This is a genomic window from Cobetia sp. SIMBA_158 (assembly GCF_046566945.1).
GTDB classification, from domain to species: domain Bacteria; phylum Pseudomonadota; class Gammaproteobacteria; order Pseudomonadales; family Halomonadaceae; genus Cobetia; species Cobetia amphilecti.
The window spans coordinates 402761-418275 of record NZ_JAWJYL010000002.1; the positions used below are offsets into that span (position 1 = coordinate 402761).

The window sequence follows — 15515 nt, forward strand, 5'->3', positions numbered from 1 at the left end:
GATCGCCTCACACGATGGGGTTGTGAACGGTCACCAGCTTGGTGCCGTCCGGGAAGGTCGCCTCGACCTGCACTTCGGGAATCATCTCGGCGATGCCCTCCATCACGTCGTCACGGGTCAGCACCTCCGCGCCGCGCCCCATCAGCTCGGCCACGCTCAAGCCTTCGCGTGCACCTTCCAGAATCTCGGCGCTGATCAAGGCGATGGATTCCGGGTAGTTGAGCTTGAGGCCCTTGGCCTTGCGGCGTTCCGCCAGCAGCGCTGCGGTGAACAGCAACAGCTTGTCCTTGTCTCTTGGCGTCAGTTCCATGTCGTGGCTCTTGTGGTTGTCATTCAGTGGGGTCTCTCGAGATCAGGTCAGCCAGATACGTGGCACCTGTGCCTCAAGCCCCGTCATCAGAGGGCGCAGGAGCTGCCATGCCTGCTGGCACAGCGCCCAGGCTTCGTTGCGTTCATGGCCCAGATAGCGCAGCAGCAATACGCCTTCGCGGCGGGTCACCGCCCAGCGCGGGGAAGCCGGCATCGCCTCACGCAGCGCCTCGATGGCCGCCGCCTCATCCTCGAGTCCGACCGCCCACAGCGTGGCCTGCACACTGCAGCCGCCCTGCCCCCAGCGTCCGGTGAAGCGCGGATGCAGCGGGTCCAGCGACTGGCGCTCGATCCACACCGGCTTGCCGTCGCGGGTCAGGCGAAAGCGTTGTTCGAGATGGCCGCTGACGAAGGGCAGCTCACCGACCGGGCGCCCCAGTGCCAGCACTTCCCAGCCCAGACAGCGCGCAGAGCCGGCAAGCTCGAGGGTAGTGGTCTGCTCACCGCGCGAGCCATTGAAGGCCAGCGTCTCCTGAGGCAGCCATTCCAGGGTGGCCCCGTCGGCGACCTTGAGATGCGTATGCTGGCCCCAGGCCACACCGTTGCGGTCCGCCTTGTAGAGCTTGGCCGCCGCCGGTGTGGTCAACAGCACATGCGCGCCCTCCTCCACCTCGGCCTCGATCTGCAGCGCATCGCCGCTGACCAGCCCCCCCGGAGGGTGCAGCAGATAGACGTGGCAGCAGCCGTGGCGGCCCTCAGGGTAGAAGGGGCGCTGCACGCGCAGCGGGCCATGATGACGTCTACGCGTCAGGCGGGTGATGGCGCGCCCGCTATCACTGGTGTCGCGCGCATCCGCCTCGAAACGCAGCGCCAGCGCGGCCTGCCACTGGCGCTGGTCATCGAAGCGATGGCCGGAGGCATTGGCCTCACTGCGCGCGGCATCCGTCGCACCATCAACGGGAATCACGCATCGGATCGTCATACGGTCAGGTGCTGCTTGATCAGTTCATCGGACAGCGCCGCGATCTCGCCTTCGGCTACCCGCCGGCCGCGATCCATGATCACGAAGCGATCGGCGTACTTGCGCGCAAAGGGCAACTTCTGCTCGACCAGCAGCACCGTCAGGCCGTCTTCCTTGATCAGGCGACGGATGACCTCGCCTATCTGGGCGACGATATTGGGCTGGATGCCCTCACCGGGTTCATCGAGGATCAGCAGGCGCGGTTCGATCACCAGTGCGCGGCCGATGGCCAGCTGTTGCTGCTGGCCGCCAGACAGGTCGCCCCCGCGGCGGTGACGCATCTCCTTGAGCACGGGAAACAGCTCATAGATGCGCTCGGGAATCTGGCGCAGGCCATCCCGGCGCACGGCAAGCCCGGTGCGCAGATTCTCTTCCACCGTCATCATCGGGAAGATCTGTCGCCCCTGGGGGACGTAGCCGACACCCAGGCGGGCGCGCTCCTCGAGCTTGCGCCGCGTCAGATCAAGCGGCTCATTGCTACTGGCATCGCGACCGGAATCGCTGCCACTGGCATCGCCATCGGCGCGGTACAGGAGCTTGCCGTCACGGACGCTCTCCTCGCCCATGATGCATTTCATCAGCGTGGTCTTGCCGACGCCGTTGCGGCCCATCACGCAGGTACATTGCCCAACGGGAATCTCCAGCGTCAGGTCCCACAGCGTGTGGCTTTCCCCGTAGAACTGGTTGAGCGTGTCGATGGTCAGCAGCGGCGACTCGCCGCTCGGCATCGGTGCCTTGGTGTTCAGCGCTTGCGTCATCCGTCACTCTCTCCCAGGTAGACCTCGACGACTTTCGGGTCGCTCGATACCGCATCCATGCTGCCTTCCGCCAATACCGCGCCCTGATGCAACACCGTGACCTTGCGCGCGATGGAGCGCACGAAGCCCATGTCATGCTCGACCACCACCACCGACTGACGCCCCGCCAGGCTGGTCAGCAGCTCCGCGGTGCGCTCCATCTCCTGCTCGGTCATGCCGGCCACCGGCTCGTCGACCAGCAGCAGTCGCGGCTTCTGCATCAGCAGCATGCCGATCTCCAGCCACTGTTTCTGGCCGTGGGACAGGATGCCCGCCTCGCGCGCATGCCACTCCTTGAGGTGAATCGTCTCGAGCACCTCCTCGATCCTGGCGCGGGTCTCACCGCTCATGCGCGCGGCCAGCGTCGGAAAGATGCGCTTGTCGGTGGCCATGGCCAGTTCGAGATTCTCGAACACGCTGAGCGCCTCGAAGACGGTGGGCTTCTGGAACTTGCGCCCGATGCCCAGGGTGGCGATCTCGGGCTCACTCATGCGCAGCAGATCGTGACGGCTGCCGAACCACACCGAGCCACTGTCGGGGCGCGTCTTGCCGGTGATGATGTCCATCATCGTGGTCTTGCCCGCGCCGTTGGGGCCGATGATGCAGCGCAGCTCGCCATCGTCGATGGTCAGGTTGAGGTCATTGATCGCCTTGAAGCCATCGAAGCTGACACTGACATCCTCCAGATAGAGGATCGGCCCGTGGGTCACGTCCACCGGCGAGATGCGCGGGGTCAGGAAGTCGAACACGCGGTCACGCGTGGCCATCTCTTTCAACAGGCTCATGCGGTGGCCTCCTCGATGGGACGGGAACCGGATGCCGATTCGGTCTTGGCCGCCGACGACTGCGAGCGTCTGCCCCAGCCACGCTGGGCGAACAGGCCGGCGATGCCCTTGGGCAACAGCACGGTGACCAGCACGAACAGGCCGCCGAGGGCGAACAGCCAGGCGTCCGGCATGATGCCGGTGAACACCGTCTTGGCGTAGTTGACGATCAACGCGCCCAGCACGGCACCGTAGAGTGTCGCGCGACCACCGAGCGCCACCCACACCACCACCTCGATGGAGAACAGCGGCGAGAACTCGCCGGGATTGATGATGCCGACCTGCGGCACGTACAGCGCCCCGGCTACCCCGGCCAGCATCGCCGAGACCACGAAGATGAAGAGCTGCACACGTTCGACGCGGTAGCCCAGAAAGCGCGTGCGTGCCTCGGCGTCGCGACAGGCGATGCTCAAACGCCCGAGCTTGGAGCCGACGATGCCACGACACAGCAGATAGCCGAGCCCAAGCGCCACGCCACTGGCGATGAACAGCGCGATGCGCACCGCATCCGTGCGCAGGTCGAAGCCGAGAATGTCCTTGAAGTCGGTCAGGCCGTTGTTGCCACCGAAGCCCATCTCGTTGCGGAAGAACGCCAGCATCAAGGCAAAGGTCAGCGCCTGGGTGATGATCGAGAGATAGACGCCGGTGACGCGGGAGCGGAAGGCGAGGAAGCCGAACACCAGCGCCAGCAGCCCCGGCGCCAGCAGCACCATCAGGAAGGCGAAGGCCGGCATGTCGAAGCCCTGCCAGAACCACGGCAGCTCCTGCCAGTTGAGGAAGACCATGAAGTCCGGCAGCTCCGGATTGCCATAGACGCCGCGGTCGCCGATCTCGCGCATCAGATACATGCCCATGGCGTAACCGCCCAGCGCGAAGAAGGCGCCGTGGCCCAGGCTGAGAATGCCCAGGTAGCCCCAGACGAGATCCACCGCTACCGCCAGCAGCGCATAGCACAGGTACTTGCCCAGCAGGGTGACGGTGAAGGTGCTGACATGCAGCGGATGCCCCTCGGGCAGCAGCACATGCAGCAGCGTGATGGCGAGCACCGACAGCGTCAGCACCGCGAGGAATATCTGGGTGGAGCGCTCCGTAAAGGGGCGCGCCAGCCAGGAACGTGAATCAGGCATGGATCAACCCTCCGCGGCGCGGCCCTTCTGCGGGAAGAGTCCCCGCGGGCGCTTTTGAATGAACAGGATGATGAAGACCAGCACCACGATCTTGGCGAGAACCGCACCCGCCCAGGGCTCGAGGAACTGATTGAGCAGCCCCAGCGACATGCCAGCCACCAGCGTGCCCCACAGATTGCCGACCCCGCCGAACACCACGACCATGAAGGAGTCGATGATGTAGTTCTGGCCCAGGTTCGGCCCGACGTTGGTGATCTGGGAGAGCGCGACACCGGCCAGGCCGGCAACGCCGGAGCCCAGCGCGAAGGTCATGATGTCGACACGGGTTGCCTTGATGCCCATCGAGCGCGCCATGGCCCGGTTCTGGGTCACCGCCCGCACCTCGAGGCCGAGACGGGTGCGGCGCATGATCAGCATCAGCCCGGCGAACACGAACAGTGCGAAGCCGATGATGTAGAGGCGATTGAGCGTCAGTGACAGCGCCTCGTTGATCATCAGCGAGCCACTCATCCACTCCGGCGTGACCACGATGCGATTCAAGGGCGAGATGGTGGTACGCACCAGCTGCTGCAGGATCAGGCTGATGCCGAAGGTGGCCAGCAAGGTCTCCAACGGACGCCCCTTGAGGTGCTGGATGACGCTGCGCTCGATGACGATTCCCACCGCCGCCGCGACCAGAAAGCCCGCCGGAATCGACAGCAGCAGCGCCAGCCCCGGCTGCCCCGGCAGCAATTGCTGCATGCCCCAGGTGGTGTAGGCGCCCAGCATGATCAGTTCGCCATGCGCCATGTTGATCACGCCCATGACACCGAAGGTGATGGCAAGTCCGATGGCGGCCAGTACCAGCACCGAGCCCAGCGAGAGGCCGAAGTAGAGCGTCTCGAGCCCGCTGTTGAGCTGAAGCTTCTGCTCGATACCGGCCAGCGCCACCTTGGCGGCCTGGGCCAGCTGCGGATCATCACTCACCGCGGCGCCATTGATGGCGGCGATCGCGGCGGCGTTCAGGCTGCCGGAGAGCGTCTCCAGCGCTGCGGGGTCGCCAGTGGCTTCCAGCTGCTGGATGGCGAGCGCTTCCTTGAGCGTGGTGCGGATAGCGTCATCACCCTCCTGCTCGATCAGGCTCGGTAACCGCTCGGCCATGGCCTCATCGACGCTGCCGCGCAGACCGCGCGCCGCCGCGAGTCTGACCTCGGCATCCGGGGAAGACAGGTCGATCATCGACAGCACACCATCGATATGCCCACGCAGCGAGTTGTTGCTGCGCAGTGTCTTGAGGTCGCGGCGCGAGACCTTGCCCGCCGATTCTCCCGACAGGGCGTCGGAAACGGCCCATTCGCGGCCACGATTGTTGTCGATGATCAAGAAGCGCTCGGCGTCCTTGAGGCGAGCCAGCTTGCTGGCGGAAAAGGCTTCCAGCCAGCCACGCGCGCGCGCATCGCCGCTCATGGCGATCTCATCGATCACGGCCGGTTTGGCCGGGTTGCGTGCCTCGGCAAGCCGGGTCAACAGGGATTGGGCAGCGCCATCAGACAGGCGCGCAGACTGGCCAGTCGCGGACTCGGACTGGGCAGCGGCAAACAGGGGGAATGACAGAAGACAGACCAGCAGCATCCACTGCCAGCACCAGCGGTACATCGTTGCAACGGAGATAGACATCAAGAAGGCCATCCATGGTGAACGCGCAAAGGCGTCATCAGTCTCCGAGGGCATCGTGGCCTCGGAGACTGACACTCAACGAGGCAGCGTGCAGGCTCCCCTGCACGCCGCCTCACTCTCAGAACGTGCTACGCCTCATTGCGTGGCGACGTTCTGTTGAGCCCCACAGGAATGGGTCACGACATTGTAGTTGCCGCATTCCATCGGTTTGCGCCAGTCACTGATCAGGTCCTTGGAACCTTCCAGATAGTCCGACCAGGCATCACCTGCCACAGTGGAGGGGGTCTGCCAGACGACGGAGAACTGACCGTTGTCCTGGATCTCGCCGATCAGCACCGGTTTGGTGATGTGATGGTTGGGCATCATGGTGGCGTAGCCGCCGGTCAGGTTGGGAACGGACACGCCGATGATGGCGTCCTTGACCGCATCGACCTCGACACTGCCCGCCTTGCGAGCGGCTTCCATCCACATGTTGAAGCCGATGTAGTGGGCTTCCATCGGATCATTGGTGACCGCATCTTCCTTGCCGGTGTAGGCGATCCACTCATCGATGAAGTCGTAGTTGGTGTCGCTGTCCACACTCATGAAGTAGTTCCAGGCCGCGAGATGCCCGACCAGCGGTGCGGTATCGATGCCCGAGAGCTCCTGCTCGCCCACCGAGAAGGCCACCACCGGAATGTCCTCGGCATCGATGCCCTGGTTGGCCAGCTCACGATAGAACGGCACATTGGCATCGCCGTTGATGGTGGACACCACGGCGGTCTTCTTGCCCGCGCTGCCGAAGGACTTGATGTCCGAGACGATGGACTGCCAGTTGGAATGACCGAAGGGCGTGTAATTGACCATCACGTCTTCATCGGCCACACCGTGAGACTTGAGGTAGGCGGCCAGGATCTTGTTGGTGGTACGCGGATAGACATAGTCCGTGCCTGCCAGCACCCAGCGCTCCACGCCCACGTCGTTCATCAGATAATCCACTGCCGGAATCGCCTGCTGATTGGGCGCCGCCCCGGTATAGAAGACATTCTCCGAGGACTCCTCGCCCTCATACTGCACCGGATAGAACAACAGGCCGTTGAGCTCCTCGACCACCGGCAGCACCGACTTGCGCGAGACGGACGTCCAGTTCCCGAAGATCACATCGACCTTGTCCTGCGCCAGCAGTTCACGCGCCTTCTCGGCAAACAGCGGCCAGTTGGAGGCCGGGTCGACCACGACGGGCTCCAGCTTGCGTCCCAGCAGCCCGCCCTTCTCGTTCTGCTTCTCGATCAGCATCAACATGGTGTCTTTCAGAGTCGATTCACTGATCGCCATGGTGCCGGACAGTGAATGCAGGATGCCGACCTTGATCGGCCCCTCTTCCGCCTGGGCGACATTGGCCAGCGAGAAACCGACACAGGCGGACAGCATTGCGGCAGCAATTTTCTTGTTCACGACATTCCCTCGTATCTTGTTGTACTTGTTATCCCGACTGAGGTAGTGCAATTGATGTGCCAGCAAAGCAGGCAATCACACGAAACATCGGTGCCGTGCGTTGCCATCGTTCAGTCAAAAGGAAATCTCGATATCGTTTTGAATATAAGCCGCACCAAATATGCTCAATCAAAAATATGCCAGCCAGCTTTTTGCACCAAACAGGTGAATTTATGAATATCGTGCACAAAACTCATCCCGGCATGGCGCAATGAGGAGATTACCAGTCAAAAGCATGGCCTTGACTGGTGCAGCGGGCGAAAGTCGAGCAGGACACGTCAGCATCAGCAGCACGCTGATGATGCATTGCCCTCCCCGACTCTTTTGGCATGGACAATAATCTATGCCGGCCACCGCGCCATGCGCCGGCGTAATCACTCCGGTATCCTTGCCTCCCCGACTTCTCCAGGAAATCCCCCATGAAGCGTTATGAACGCTTTGCCGCCGAGATATCCAACCTGATTCGTACCGGCATTCTCGCGCCGGGTGAGCGCGTGCCGTCGGTGCGTCAGGCCAGCAAGGCGCATGGCATCAGCCCCTCTACCGTCTTTCAGGCGTATTACCTGCTGGAGAATCAGGGCCTGATCAGTGCGCGGCCGCGCTCGGGGTATTTCGTGCGTGACAATGCCTCGCGGATACTCGATGAGCCGCATGTCGCCCTGCAGCAGCAAGCCCCTTCCGATGTCGCAGTCAGTGAACTGGTATTCTCAGTGCTGGGCTCACTGCGCGACAACGACACCGTCCCCTTCGGGTCTGCCTTCCCGAGCCCGGAGCTCTTCCCCCTCGCGCGGCTTGCGACCAGCATGACACGCGGGCTGCGCCAGCTGTCATCGCATGCCGTGATCTCCGACATGACCACAGGCCATCCTGACCTGTGCCGACAGATCGCTCAGCGCTACATGGTCAACGGCATGCAGCTGCCGACGGAGGAGCTGGTGATCACCAATGGCGCCATGGAGGCGCTCAATCTTGGCCTGCAATGTGTCACCCAGCCCGGGGACCTTGTCGCCATCGAGGCGCCGGCCTTCTATGCCACGCTTCAGGTGCTTGAGCGGCTCAAGCTGCGCGCGGTGGAAATTCCGGTACACCCACGCGACGGGATTGATCTCGAGGTACTCGAGAATCGTCTGGAGACGCTGCCCATCAAGGCCTGCTGGTTCATGAGTCATCTGCAGAATCCGCTGGGGGCCAGCCTGAGCGATGCACGCAAGGCCGAACTGTATGCGCTGCTCTGCCGTCATCAGCTACCGATGCTGGAGGATGATGTCTACGCGGAACTGTATTTCGATCAACGTGCCGAGGTGTCGCCCCCGCAACCCGTCAAGGCGCTGGATGTCGAAGGTCTGGTGATGCATTGCGGGTCGTTCTCCAAGTGCCTGGCACCGGGCTATCGGGTGGGCTGGATATCCGCGGGGCGGCATACCCGGGAGATTTCGCGCCTCAAGCTGATGACGACCATCTCGCCATCGCTGCCCGCCCAAGTGGCCCTGGCCGACTACCTTCAGCATGGCGGCTACGACCGCCACCTGCGCAAGCTACGTCTGGCGCTCGAAACCCAGCAGACAGCCATGCTGGCAGCCATTGATCGCTACTTCCCCGAAGACACTCGCGTGACCCACCCCCACGGGGGGTATTTCCTGTGGTGCGAGCTTCCCGAGCACATCGACTCGCTGGCCCTGTTCCAGCAGGCGTTGGCCCACGGCATCAGCCTAGCGCCGGGGCCTATCTTCTCGGCCACCCAGGGCTTCAAGCATTGCATTCGCTTGAGCTACGGCCACCCATGGGATGCGGCGTCAGAGCGCGCCATGCAGACATTGGGTGAATTGCTCAAGGCAGCCTGAAACGCGGACCGCTCAGGCTGCATGCGAGGTACGAGGAGTGCCTCGAGTATATGCGCGCAAATGCCGCAGCCCTTGTGGCCGCCTTGCCACACAGTCTTCACTCGTCATCCGCGGGGGCGAAAACAGCCTTTTGCGGCACATGTCACTTGCGCGCCAGCCGCTTGCCACATCTGGATGTCGCACCTTGTTGCGCACCCTGGCTGCATGCCTTGATGCCGCACGCGTGCCCTAGCAGGGTGCGCAAGAGCCCTAGCAGGGTGCGCAAGAGCCCGCCATGGCGGGGCCTGCCGCCAAGGGCGATGTGGCACGCGCCTGACCCCGTCATAGTGCTGACATGAATCAGAGTGCGCCCTCCTGCCCGACTCGCCTTGCTGGATTCTCGCCATACCACCTGGCTGGCCGGCTGACTGGCTCACGGGCATTTAACGACTGACCAAGATTCAGCTCGCAACTGATATGGTTTTTTCTCGCACAACTGAGCCTGTTATGGCTTCCGGTGGCTCCCTAGAGTAGCGGCGAAGATTCAGGCAGGGCCGTCCCCCTTGCCGCCTACTCAGGAGACATTGCCATGTTCGGCACCGAGGCCATCGACCTGGCCAGGATACAGTTCGCCTTCACCATCTCGTTTCACATCATCTTCCCGGCCATCACCATTGGCCTCGCCAGCTATCTGGCGGTGCTGGAAGGCATGTGGTTGAAGACGGGCACACAGGTCTACCGCAACCTCTATCATTTCTGGTCGAAGATTTTCGCGGTCAACTTCGCGATGGGCGTGGTGTCAGGGCTGGTCATGGCCTACCAGTTCGGCACGCATTGGAGCGGTTTCTCGGCCTTTGCCGGCAGCGTGACCGGGCCACTGCTGACCTATGAAGTGCTGACCGCCTTCTTCCTCGAAGCCGGCTTCCTCGGCGTGATGCTATTTGGCTGGAATCGCGTCGGCCGCGGCCTGCACTTCTTCTCGACCTGCATGGTGGCGCTCGGCACCCTGGTCTCGATGTTCTGGATCCTGTCGTCCAACAGCTGGATGCAGACCCCTCAGGGGCATGAGGTCATCGATGGCATCGTCGTGCCGGTCGACTGGCTCGCGATCGTCTTCAATCCCTCCTTCCCCTATCGCCTGGCCCACATGGCACTGGCCTCCTTCCTGAGCACCTCGCTGTTCGTCGCTGCCTCCGCCGCCTGGTTGCTGCTCAAGAAGCGCGATACCCCGGAAGTGCGCAAGATGCTCGTCATGGCGGTGCTGATGTTGATGGTGACCGCCCCGCTGCAGGCCTTCGTCGGCGACATGCATGGCCTGAATACGCTCAAGCACCAACCGGCCAAGATCGCGGCCATCGAAGGCCATTGGGACAACAGCCATGGGGAACCGACGCCGTTGATCCTGTTCGGTGTGCCCGACATGCAGCGCGAAGAGACGCGATTTGCGCTCGAGATTCCGGCCCTCGGCAGCCTGCTGTTGATGCATGACATCGACAAACAGGTGCCGGCGCTCAAGGACTTCCCCGCCGCCGACCGCCCCAATTCGACCGTCGTGTTCTGGAGCTTCCGCCTGATGGTCGGCCTGGGCCTTGCGATGATTCTGCTCGGCCTCTCGGGTGTCTATCTGGCCCGCAAGGGCAGGCTCTTCACCTCGCGGCGCTGGCTGAGGCTGGCCGTCGCCATGGGGCCGGCCGGGCTGATCGCGATACTCGCAGGCTGGTTCACCACCGAAGTCGGCCGCCAGCCGTGGGTGATCTACGGCTTGATGAGAACGGAAGATGCCGTCTCTGCCCACAGTGCCGTTCACCTCAGCATCAGCCTGACAGCCTTTGTCACGGTCTACTTCATCGTCTTCGGCACGGGGATCAACTACATCTTCAAGCTGATCAAGAAAGGGCCTGAGGGTGATGACAGCCACGCCCCCAGCGGCGGCCCCGGCAAGCCACGCACGCCATCCCGCCCACTGTCGGCCATCGAGGAATCTCTCGACGGCACCACTCACTGACCGGAGCGATGAACGCTATGGGTATCGACCTTTCTGTCATCTGGGCAGGCATCATCCTGTTCGGCCTGATGATGTACGTGATCATGGACGGCTTTGATCTGGGCATCGGCATTCTCTTCCCGTGGGTGGAGGAAAAGGTGGACCGCGATGTGATGATGAATACCGTGGCGCCCGTGTGGGATGGCAACGAGACATGGCTGGTGCTGGGCGGCGCGGGGCTGTTCGCGGCCTTCCCGCTGGCCTACGCCGTCTTGCTGGAAGCCCTGAGCATTCCTCTTGTCGCCATGTTGATCGGCCTCATCTTCCGCGGTGTCGCCTTCGAATTTCGCTTCAAGGCCTCGGACGCGAGTCGCCACTGGTGGGACAAGGCCTTCGTGGGCGGCTCGGTGCTGGCCACCTTCAGTCAAGGCGTCGCACTGGGAGGCTACATCCAGGGCATCGCCTTCGGTGGGGTTCACTTCAGCGGCGGTTCGCTGGACTGGCTGTCACCCTTCCCGCTGTTCTGCGGTGTGGCGCTGCTGTTCACCTATGCGCTTCTCGGCAGCACCTGGCTGATCATGAAGACCGAAGGCATTCTCCAGGCACGCATGTTTGCCCTGACGCGCCCGCTGACGCTGTGGGTATTGATCATGATCGCGGCCGTCAGTCTGTGGACACCGCTGGCACACCCCGCCATCGCCGAACGCTGGTTCACGCTGCCGCAGCTGTTCTGGTTCCTGCCGGTGCCAGTGCTGGTAGTGCTGGCCGGTTATGCGCTGATCCGCGCCGTCGCCCTTGAATATCATGCCCAGCCTTTCCTGCTGGTGCTGGCCTTGATCTTCCTGGGCTACAGCGGTTTCGGCATCAGCATGTGGCCTGACATCATTCCCGGTCATGTGACGATCTGGGAAGCGGCCTCTCCGCCACAAAGCCAGGGCTTTGCCCTCGTCGGCACGCTCTTCATCCTGCCGATCATCCTGGTGTATACGGCGTGGAGCTACTTCGTGTTCAAGGGCAAGGTCCGTCATACCGATGGCTACCATTGAGAGGTGCTGACATGACATCCCCGACACGCGAGACACATTCAGCGCCACTGCATGCCCCCACAGCCAGACTCGACGACGAGCCATCCGGGACGCTCGCGCGCCCGGCCAGCTGGCTCAGCAAGATCGGCTGGCTGGTGGTGATCTGGGGAGGCAGCGTTAGCGCGCTGGGACTCGTCTCTCTGGCACTGCGTCGCTTCATGCAGGCCGCGGGCCTTACGCCCTGACAGCAGTGAAAGAAGGCATGACGTAGACACAAAAAGACGCCGGAGCAGCGAATGCTCCGGCGTCTTTCTTGTTGGCCTGAGGGCTTGGTGAACCGATGGGCCTCAATGACCAGTCAATGCAGGGCGCAAATGTGACGGGTCACTCCCTCACCCGCATCACGGCGACTTTAGACATCAACCTCCAGTGCGGCGTAGGCGACCATCTCGACCAGCATCTCTTCGCGTGCAAACCCGGAGACGATGATGGCAGCCCGATTGGGATAGGGCTCACGCACATATTCTGCATAGAGGCTATTCACTGTCGCCAGGTGCTCGCGATCAGTCACATAGATCAGCACCTGAGTCAGCGAGGAGGCGTCACCACCGGCGCATTCCAGGGTATGAATCAGATTATCCAGCGTCTGGCGGGTCTGGGCAGCAATCCCGCCCTCCACGACATTGCCGGCGGCATCGATCGGAATCTGGGCAGTGAACAGGATGCCATTGCCGACACTCGCCCATGACAGGGGTGCACGAGAAGCAAAAAGATCGGTCTTGACGGGATGAACCATGGGTATTCCTCGAGAATCTTTCGATGGCGCACTCCATGACCCGCCGGCGCAAGAGCGGCGGATCATGGAATGATGGGACGTATTGAGAGGCGAGAGGTCAGTCGTTGTCGGTGGAACCGGCGCCGGCACCACTGCGAGAATCTTCCGTTGCCTCGACCAGCAGGCGTGTCGAGAGTGCTTTCAGGCGTGACCAGAGTTCGTCATCCACCTCGATGCCTTCCTGCATGGCTCGTTGGCGACAGGCGAGCAGCTTCGACTCTTCATGACAGGCCAGCAGGTCGACGTCATAGTCGGAGCGAAGGGATGGCAGCAGGTCGACATGGTTGGCCATCACCAGCGTGATGCCATCATTGGGCTCATTTTCTTCTGGCACTTCACGCACGGCATAGACCCGTATCTCGGGGACCGAGCTGTTGGCTCTGAAGCCCACGACCTGCTCGATCATGGGGCAGCCGACCGCCTCGTCCACGTCCTGGGCGTTGCGCCAGAAGGCGGTGACATTCATGCCGCGCCCCGCAAGGCGCGCCAGATAACCCATGATCAGCTGCCGATTGTGGCAATGCTGGATCTTGATGACGGCGAGGCCACGCGCACGTGCCTTGGCGAAGCCGAGTTCCAGCGCCAGCGATGAGCTCTTCAATACGCTGTGACCGTGGCTGTCGAGTACCGCAAGGTCGCCATCGGCATAGACGATCTCCGGCGGACGCTCATCGGTATCCTCCAGCAAGAAACGCAGTCCGCGATTGAGCGCCGCCAGCCCTTCCAGCTCATAGAGCTGCATCCAGGCCACCATGTCGGCGGCGTCACCGGCGTCACCGTCTTCAAAGCCCATCGCCTGAAAGGCCTTGCGACACAGTCCGTGAAGCTCGTTGTAGGAGACCTTCATGACATTCCTCCCACTGTCGTGGTATTGACCTGCCGAGGGTCGGCGGTCATCTCTGGCAGCACCGTGCGCGCAATCTGCGGTGCCAGCGGGAAGCTCCAATCATCAAACGCGACAGGATCCTGCGGCTCGGCGTTGAGTTCCTCCACCAGCGGAGCCCCCTGGAAGAGCGTGATACGCACCCAACGATCAGACTTGGGATCGAAACGACTGGCACCGAAGAACGACAGCTTGGTCCGCAACAGGTGCATGGGCTTCATGTCGCGCGCCCACAGATTGGCGCGTATCTCGCCGAAACTCGTGCTGGCCATGCTCTGAATGCGGCGAACGATATCCTTGTGACGCGGGCACTGGATCAGGAATTCCACCACCAAGGCACGAGGGTGATCTTCCAGGTACTGACTGATCGCCGCATGGGTATCGGCGACACGCGGGGCAATCGCCAGCTTCATTTCCTTGTCGGCACCTGCCTCCGTGTCGCGGACTCCCAGACGGGGCTCCTCCTTCTCGACCGAGCGATACCAGAACCAGTGGCGATTCTCGGCGAGTGAAAAATCGAAGCGCAACGCCCAGTCGTAGTGCGTTTCGATCACCTGTTTGAGGTGAACCAGCGGCATGTCCGGGGTCAGCTCCAGGCTTTCCTCCACGGCCATCAGGTCCTCATAGCGGTCGACGATGCTCGGATACAGCTCCAGCAGCAGAGTGTTCACCAGCTCCTGAGCCTCGAGCCCATGCTGCTGGTGGCTCCAGTCGATCAGCTCCTGCCAGAGCTCCGGCGACAGCGGCACGAGTTCGAGCCATGTCATCAGCTCAGGCAAGGACGCAACCGTGGCCTGGTTGCGCAGGGTCTGCTCGTGATCGTCCGTGACCGTCTGGCGCAGATGAGTCTCGGCGCGCTTGAGGAGTGCCAGCAGACATGAACGCTCCTGCTCTCCCGGTACCTGTGCCGTCACCTCGGCAAGCGCCAGTTCTCGGCTTTCCACCCAGCGCTGTACCAACTGCGGATGATTGATCAGGAACGGCGCCATCCCGAGGCCGGTGGAGTTGCCGATGCCCAGATAGCGCTTCAATGAGGTTGCCAGAGGTGCGGCGGTCTCGGGAGCCCGGGCACGGGCCATGTGCTCTATCTGCTGGATCGAGAAGTGACGCAGCAGATAGACGCCCAGCATCTGGGCAGAAAATGGCCGATGGAAATCCGCGTTGTCCTTGAGACGGCCATAATCCGCGATGCCGAACTTGCCATTGCCATAGACGGCCGTGGTCCGATACAGATAGCCGACCCGGGTCAGCCACGCAGGATCAGGTTGCTGGCCTGCACTCAGTGCCTCCAGGAAGCTTGCGAAGTTGCGCAAGCTGCGATTGGCACGCGAAAGGACCAGCAGTCTGGGATGCTGGCGCCCGGCTTCCTGCAACGGCACATTGGCCGCCATCTGCTCGAGAAGCGCATCATCCACATCCCCCTCCACTACGCCGAAGGTGACATCCCAGGCCTCGGCGATGACACGGTCAGAACGTGCGGAATCCTCAAGCGCCTGAGAAAATATGACGCCGTGATAGCGCTTGCTGGGCGTCTGCAGGCAGTAGATCGCCACCCCGTGACCGAGGGCATCCAGTTCGAAGCGGGTCGTGGTGATCTTCCATTTTTCGTGTGCCATCTGGCGCACCAGACTTCTCACGAAACTCAGGCGGCTGGCATGCAGGCTGCCGAGGCGCTCCAGCTGCATCACATCGTCCGGTGCCCGCAGCCGCAGCCGTTGCTCGGTGGATGAGAGGCGCATGCCCTGGTGATTGCGAGACATA

14 protein-coding genes are annotated in these 15515 nt (G+C 62.6%); 4 read left to right on the forward strand and 10 right to left on the reverse strand.

Going from position 1 to position 15515, the window contains the following annotated elements; genetic code table 11:
* Positions 1-7: 7 nt before the first annotated feature.
* The 7 genes from ureA to urtA form a co-directional block, all read right to left on the reverse strand.
* Positions 8-310, reverse strand: coding sequence for an urease subunit gamma (gene ureA, locus R2R70_RS05665; RefSeq protein ID WP_024952521.1), 303 nt, complete (start codon positions 308-310; stop codon positions 8-10).
* Positions 311-352: 42 nt separating this feature from the next.
* Positions 353-1276 carry an urease accessory protein UreD gene (locus tag R2R70_RS05670; protein ID WP_410977523.1) on the reverse strand — a complete coding sequence of 308 codons (924 nt, stop codon included), beginning with the start codon at positions 1274-1276 and terminating at the stop codon, positions 353-355.
* 11 nt (positions 1277-1287) lie between these two features.
* Positions 1288-2037: an urea ABC transporter ATP-binding subunit UrtE gene (gene urtE / locus R2R70_RS05675; RefSeq protein ID WP_216060482.1), complete on the reverse strand. Its 750-nt coding sequence runs from the start codon at positions 2035-2037 to the stop codon at positions 1288-1290.
* 47 nt (positions 2038-2084) lie between these two features.
* Positions 2085-2912, reverse strand: a complete 828-nt coding sequence (gene urtD / locus R2R70_RS05680) for an urea ABC transporter ATP-binding protein UrtD (RefSeq protein WP_175089551.1) — start codon at positions 2910-2912, stop codon at positions 2085-2087.
* Positions 2909-4078, reverse strand: coding sequence for an urea ABC transporter permease subunit UrtC (gene urtC / locus R2R70_RS05685; RefSeq protein ID WP_024952518.1), 1170 nt, complete (start codon positions 4076-4078; stop codon positions 2909-2911). Before urtC ends, urtD begins: the two co-directional genes overlap by 4 nt.
* Before the next feature lie 3 nt (positions 4079-4081).
* Positions 4082-5734, reverse strand: coding sequence for an urea ABC transporter permease subunit UrtB (gene urtB / locus R2R70_RS05690; protein WP_410977524.1), 1653 nt, complete (start codon positions 5732-5734; stop codon positions 4082-4084).
* Positions 5735-5869: 135 nt separating this feature from the next.
* Positions 5870-7144: an urea ABC transporter substrate-binding protein gene (gene urtA / locus R2R70_RS05695; RefSeq protein ID WP_084208274.1), complete on the reverse strand. Its 1275-nt coding sequence runs from the start codon at positions 7142-7144 to the stop codon at positions 5870-5872.
* Positions 7145-7626: 482 nt separating this feature from the next.
* Between urtA and R2R70_RS05700 the strand changes: the two genes are divergently transcribed.
* From R2R70_RS05700 to R2R70_RS05715, 4 genes are all read left to right on the forward strand, one after another.
* Positions 7627-9048 carry a PLP-dependent aminotransferase family protein gene (locus R2R70_RS05700; RefSeq protein ID WP_131432363.1) on the forward strand — a complete coding sequence of 474 codons (1422 nt, stop codon included), beginning with the start codon at positions 7627-7629 and terminating at the stop codon, positions 9046-9048.
* A gap of 568 nt (positions 9049-9616) precedes the next feature.
* Positions 9617-11032: a cytochrome ubiquinol oxidase subunit I gene (locus R2R70_RS05705; RefSeq protein ID WP_035160064.1), complete on the forward strand. Its 1416-nt coding sequence runs from the start codon at positions 9617-9619 to the stop codon at positions 11030-11032.
* Between the two features lie 17 nt (positions 11033-11049).
* On the forward strand, positions 11050-12057 hold the full coding sequence (cydB, locus tag R2R70_RS05710) for a cytochrome d ubiquinol oxidase subunit II (RefSeq protein WP_410977525.1): 1008 nt from the start codon (positions 11050-11052) through the stop codon (positions 12055-12057).
* Positions 12058-12068: 11 nt separating this feature from the next.
* Positions 12069-12281 carry a DUF2474 domain-containing protein gene (locus tag R2R70_RS05715; RefSeq protein WP_410977526.1) on the forward strand — a complete coding sequence of 71 codons (213 nt, stop codon included), beginning with the start codon at positions 12069-12071 and terminating at the stop codon, positions 12279-12281.
* A gap of 167 nt (positions 12282-12448) precedes the next feature.
* On the opposite strand, the gene R2R70_RS05720 is transcribed toward R2R70_RS05715, so the two are convergent.
* The 3 genes from R2R70_RS05720 to R2R70_RS05730 form a co-directional block, all read right to left on the reverse strand.
* The gene (locus tag R2R70_RS05720; RefSeq protein ID WP_054556192.1) at positions 12449-12832 is read right to left on the reverse strand and encodes a RidA family protein; all 384 of its coding nucleotides are present in this window, start codon (positions 12830-12832) and stop codon (positions 12449-12451) included.
* A 97-nt stretch (positions 12833-12929) separates the two neighbouring features.
* Positions 12930-13718 (reverse strand): DUF3726 domain-containing protein, encoded by a 789-nt coding sequence (locus tag R2R70_RS05725; protein WP_107336417.1) that lies wholly within the window; start codon positions 13716-13718, stop codon positions 12930-12932.
* The gene (locus tag R2R70_RS05730; protein WP_410977527.1) at positions 13715-15514 is read right to left on the reverse strand and encodes a hypothetical protein; all 1800 of its coding nucleotides are present in this window, start codon (positions 15512-15514) and stop codon (positions 13715-13717) included. The genes R2R70_RS05725 and R2R70_RS05730 overlap by 4 nt, the downstream gene beginning before the upstream one ends.
* Between the last annotated feature and the right edge of the window lies 1 nt (position 15515).

What these genes read in the sequence shown, in the direction of transcription:
- ureA (WP_024952521.1), bottom strand. Translation starts at nt 310, where the DNA reads ATGGAACTGACGCCAAGAGACAAGGACAAGCTGTTGCTGTTCACCGCA.
- urtD (WP_175089551.1), bottom strand. Translation starts at nt 2,912, where the DNA reads ATGAGCCTGTTGAAAGAGATGGCCACGCGTGACCGCGTGTTCGACTTC.
- urtC (WP_024952518.1), bottom strand. Translation starts at nt 4,078, where the DNA reads ATGCCTGATTCACGTTCCTGGCTGGCGCGCCCCTTTACGGAGCGCTCC.
- urtB (WP_410977524.1), bottom strand. Translation starts at nt 5,734, where the DNA reads ATGTCTATCTCCGTTGCAACGATGTACCGCTGGTGCTGGCAGTGGATG.
- urtA (WP_084208274.1), bottom strand. Translation starts at nt 7,144, where the DNA reads ATGCTGTCCGCCTGTGTCGGTTTCTCGCTGGCCAATGTCGCCCAGGCG.
- R2R70_RS05700 (WP_131432363.1), top strand. Translation starts at nt 7,627, where the DNA reads ATGAAGCGTTATGAACGCTTTGCCGCCGAGATATCCAACCTGATTCGT.
- R2R70_RS05705 (WP_035160064.1), top strand. Translation starts at nt 9,617, where the DNA reads ATGTTCGGCACCGAGGCCATCGACCTGGCCAGGATACAGTTCGCCTTC.
- cydB (WP_410977525.1), top strand. Translation starts at nt 11,050, where the DNA reads ATGGGTATCGACCTTTCTGTCATCTGGGCAGGCATCATCCTGTTCGGC.
- R2R70_RS05715 (WP_410977526.1), top strand. Translation starts at nt 12,069, where the DNA reads ATGACATCCCCGACACGCGAGACACATTCAGCGCCACTGCATGCCCCC.
- R2R70_RS05720 (WP_054556192.1), bottom strand. Translation starts at nt 12,832, where the DNA reads ATGGTTCATCCCGTCAAGACCGATCTTTTTGCTTCTCGTGCACCCCTG.
- R2R70_RS05725 (WP_107336417.1), bottom strand. Translation starts at nt 13,718, where the DNA reads ATGAAGGTCTCCTACAACGAGCTTCACGGACTGTGTCGCAAGGCCTTT.
- R2R70_RS05730 (WP_410977527.1), bottom strand. Translation starts at nt 15,514, where the DNA reads ATGTCTCGCAATCACCAGGGCATGCGCCTCTCATCCACCGAGCAACGG.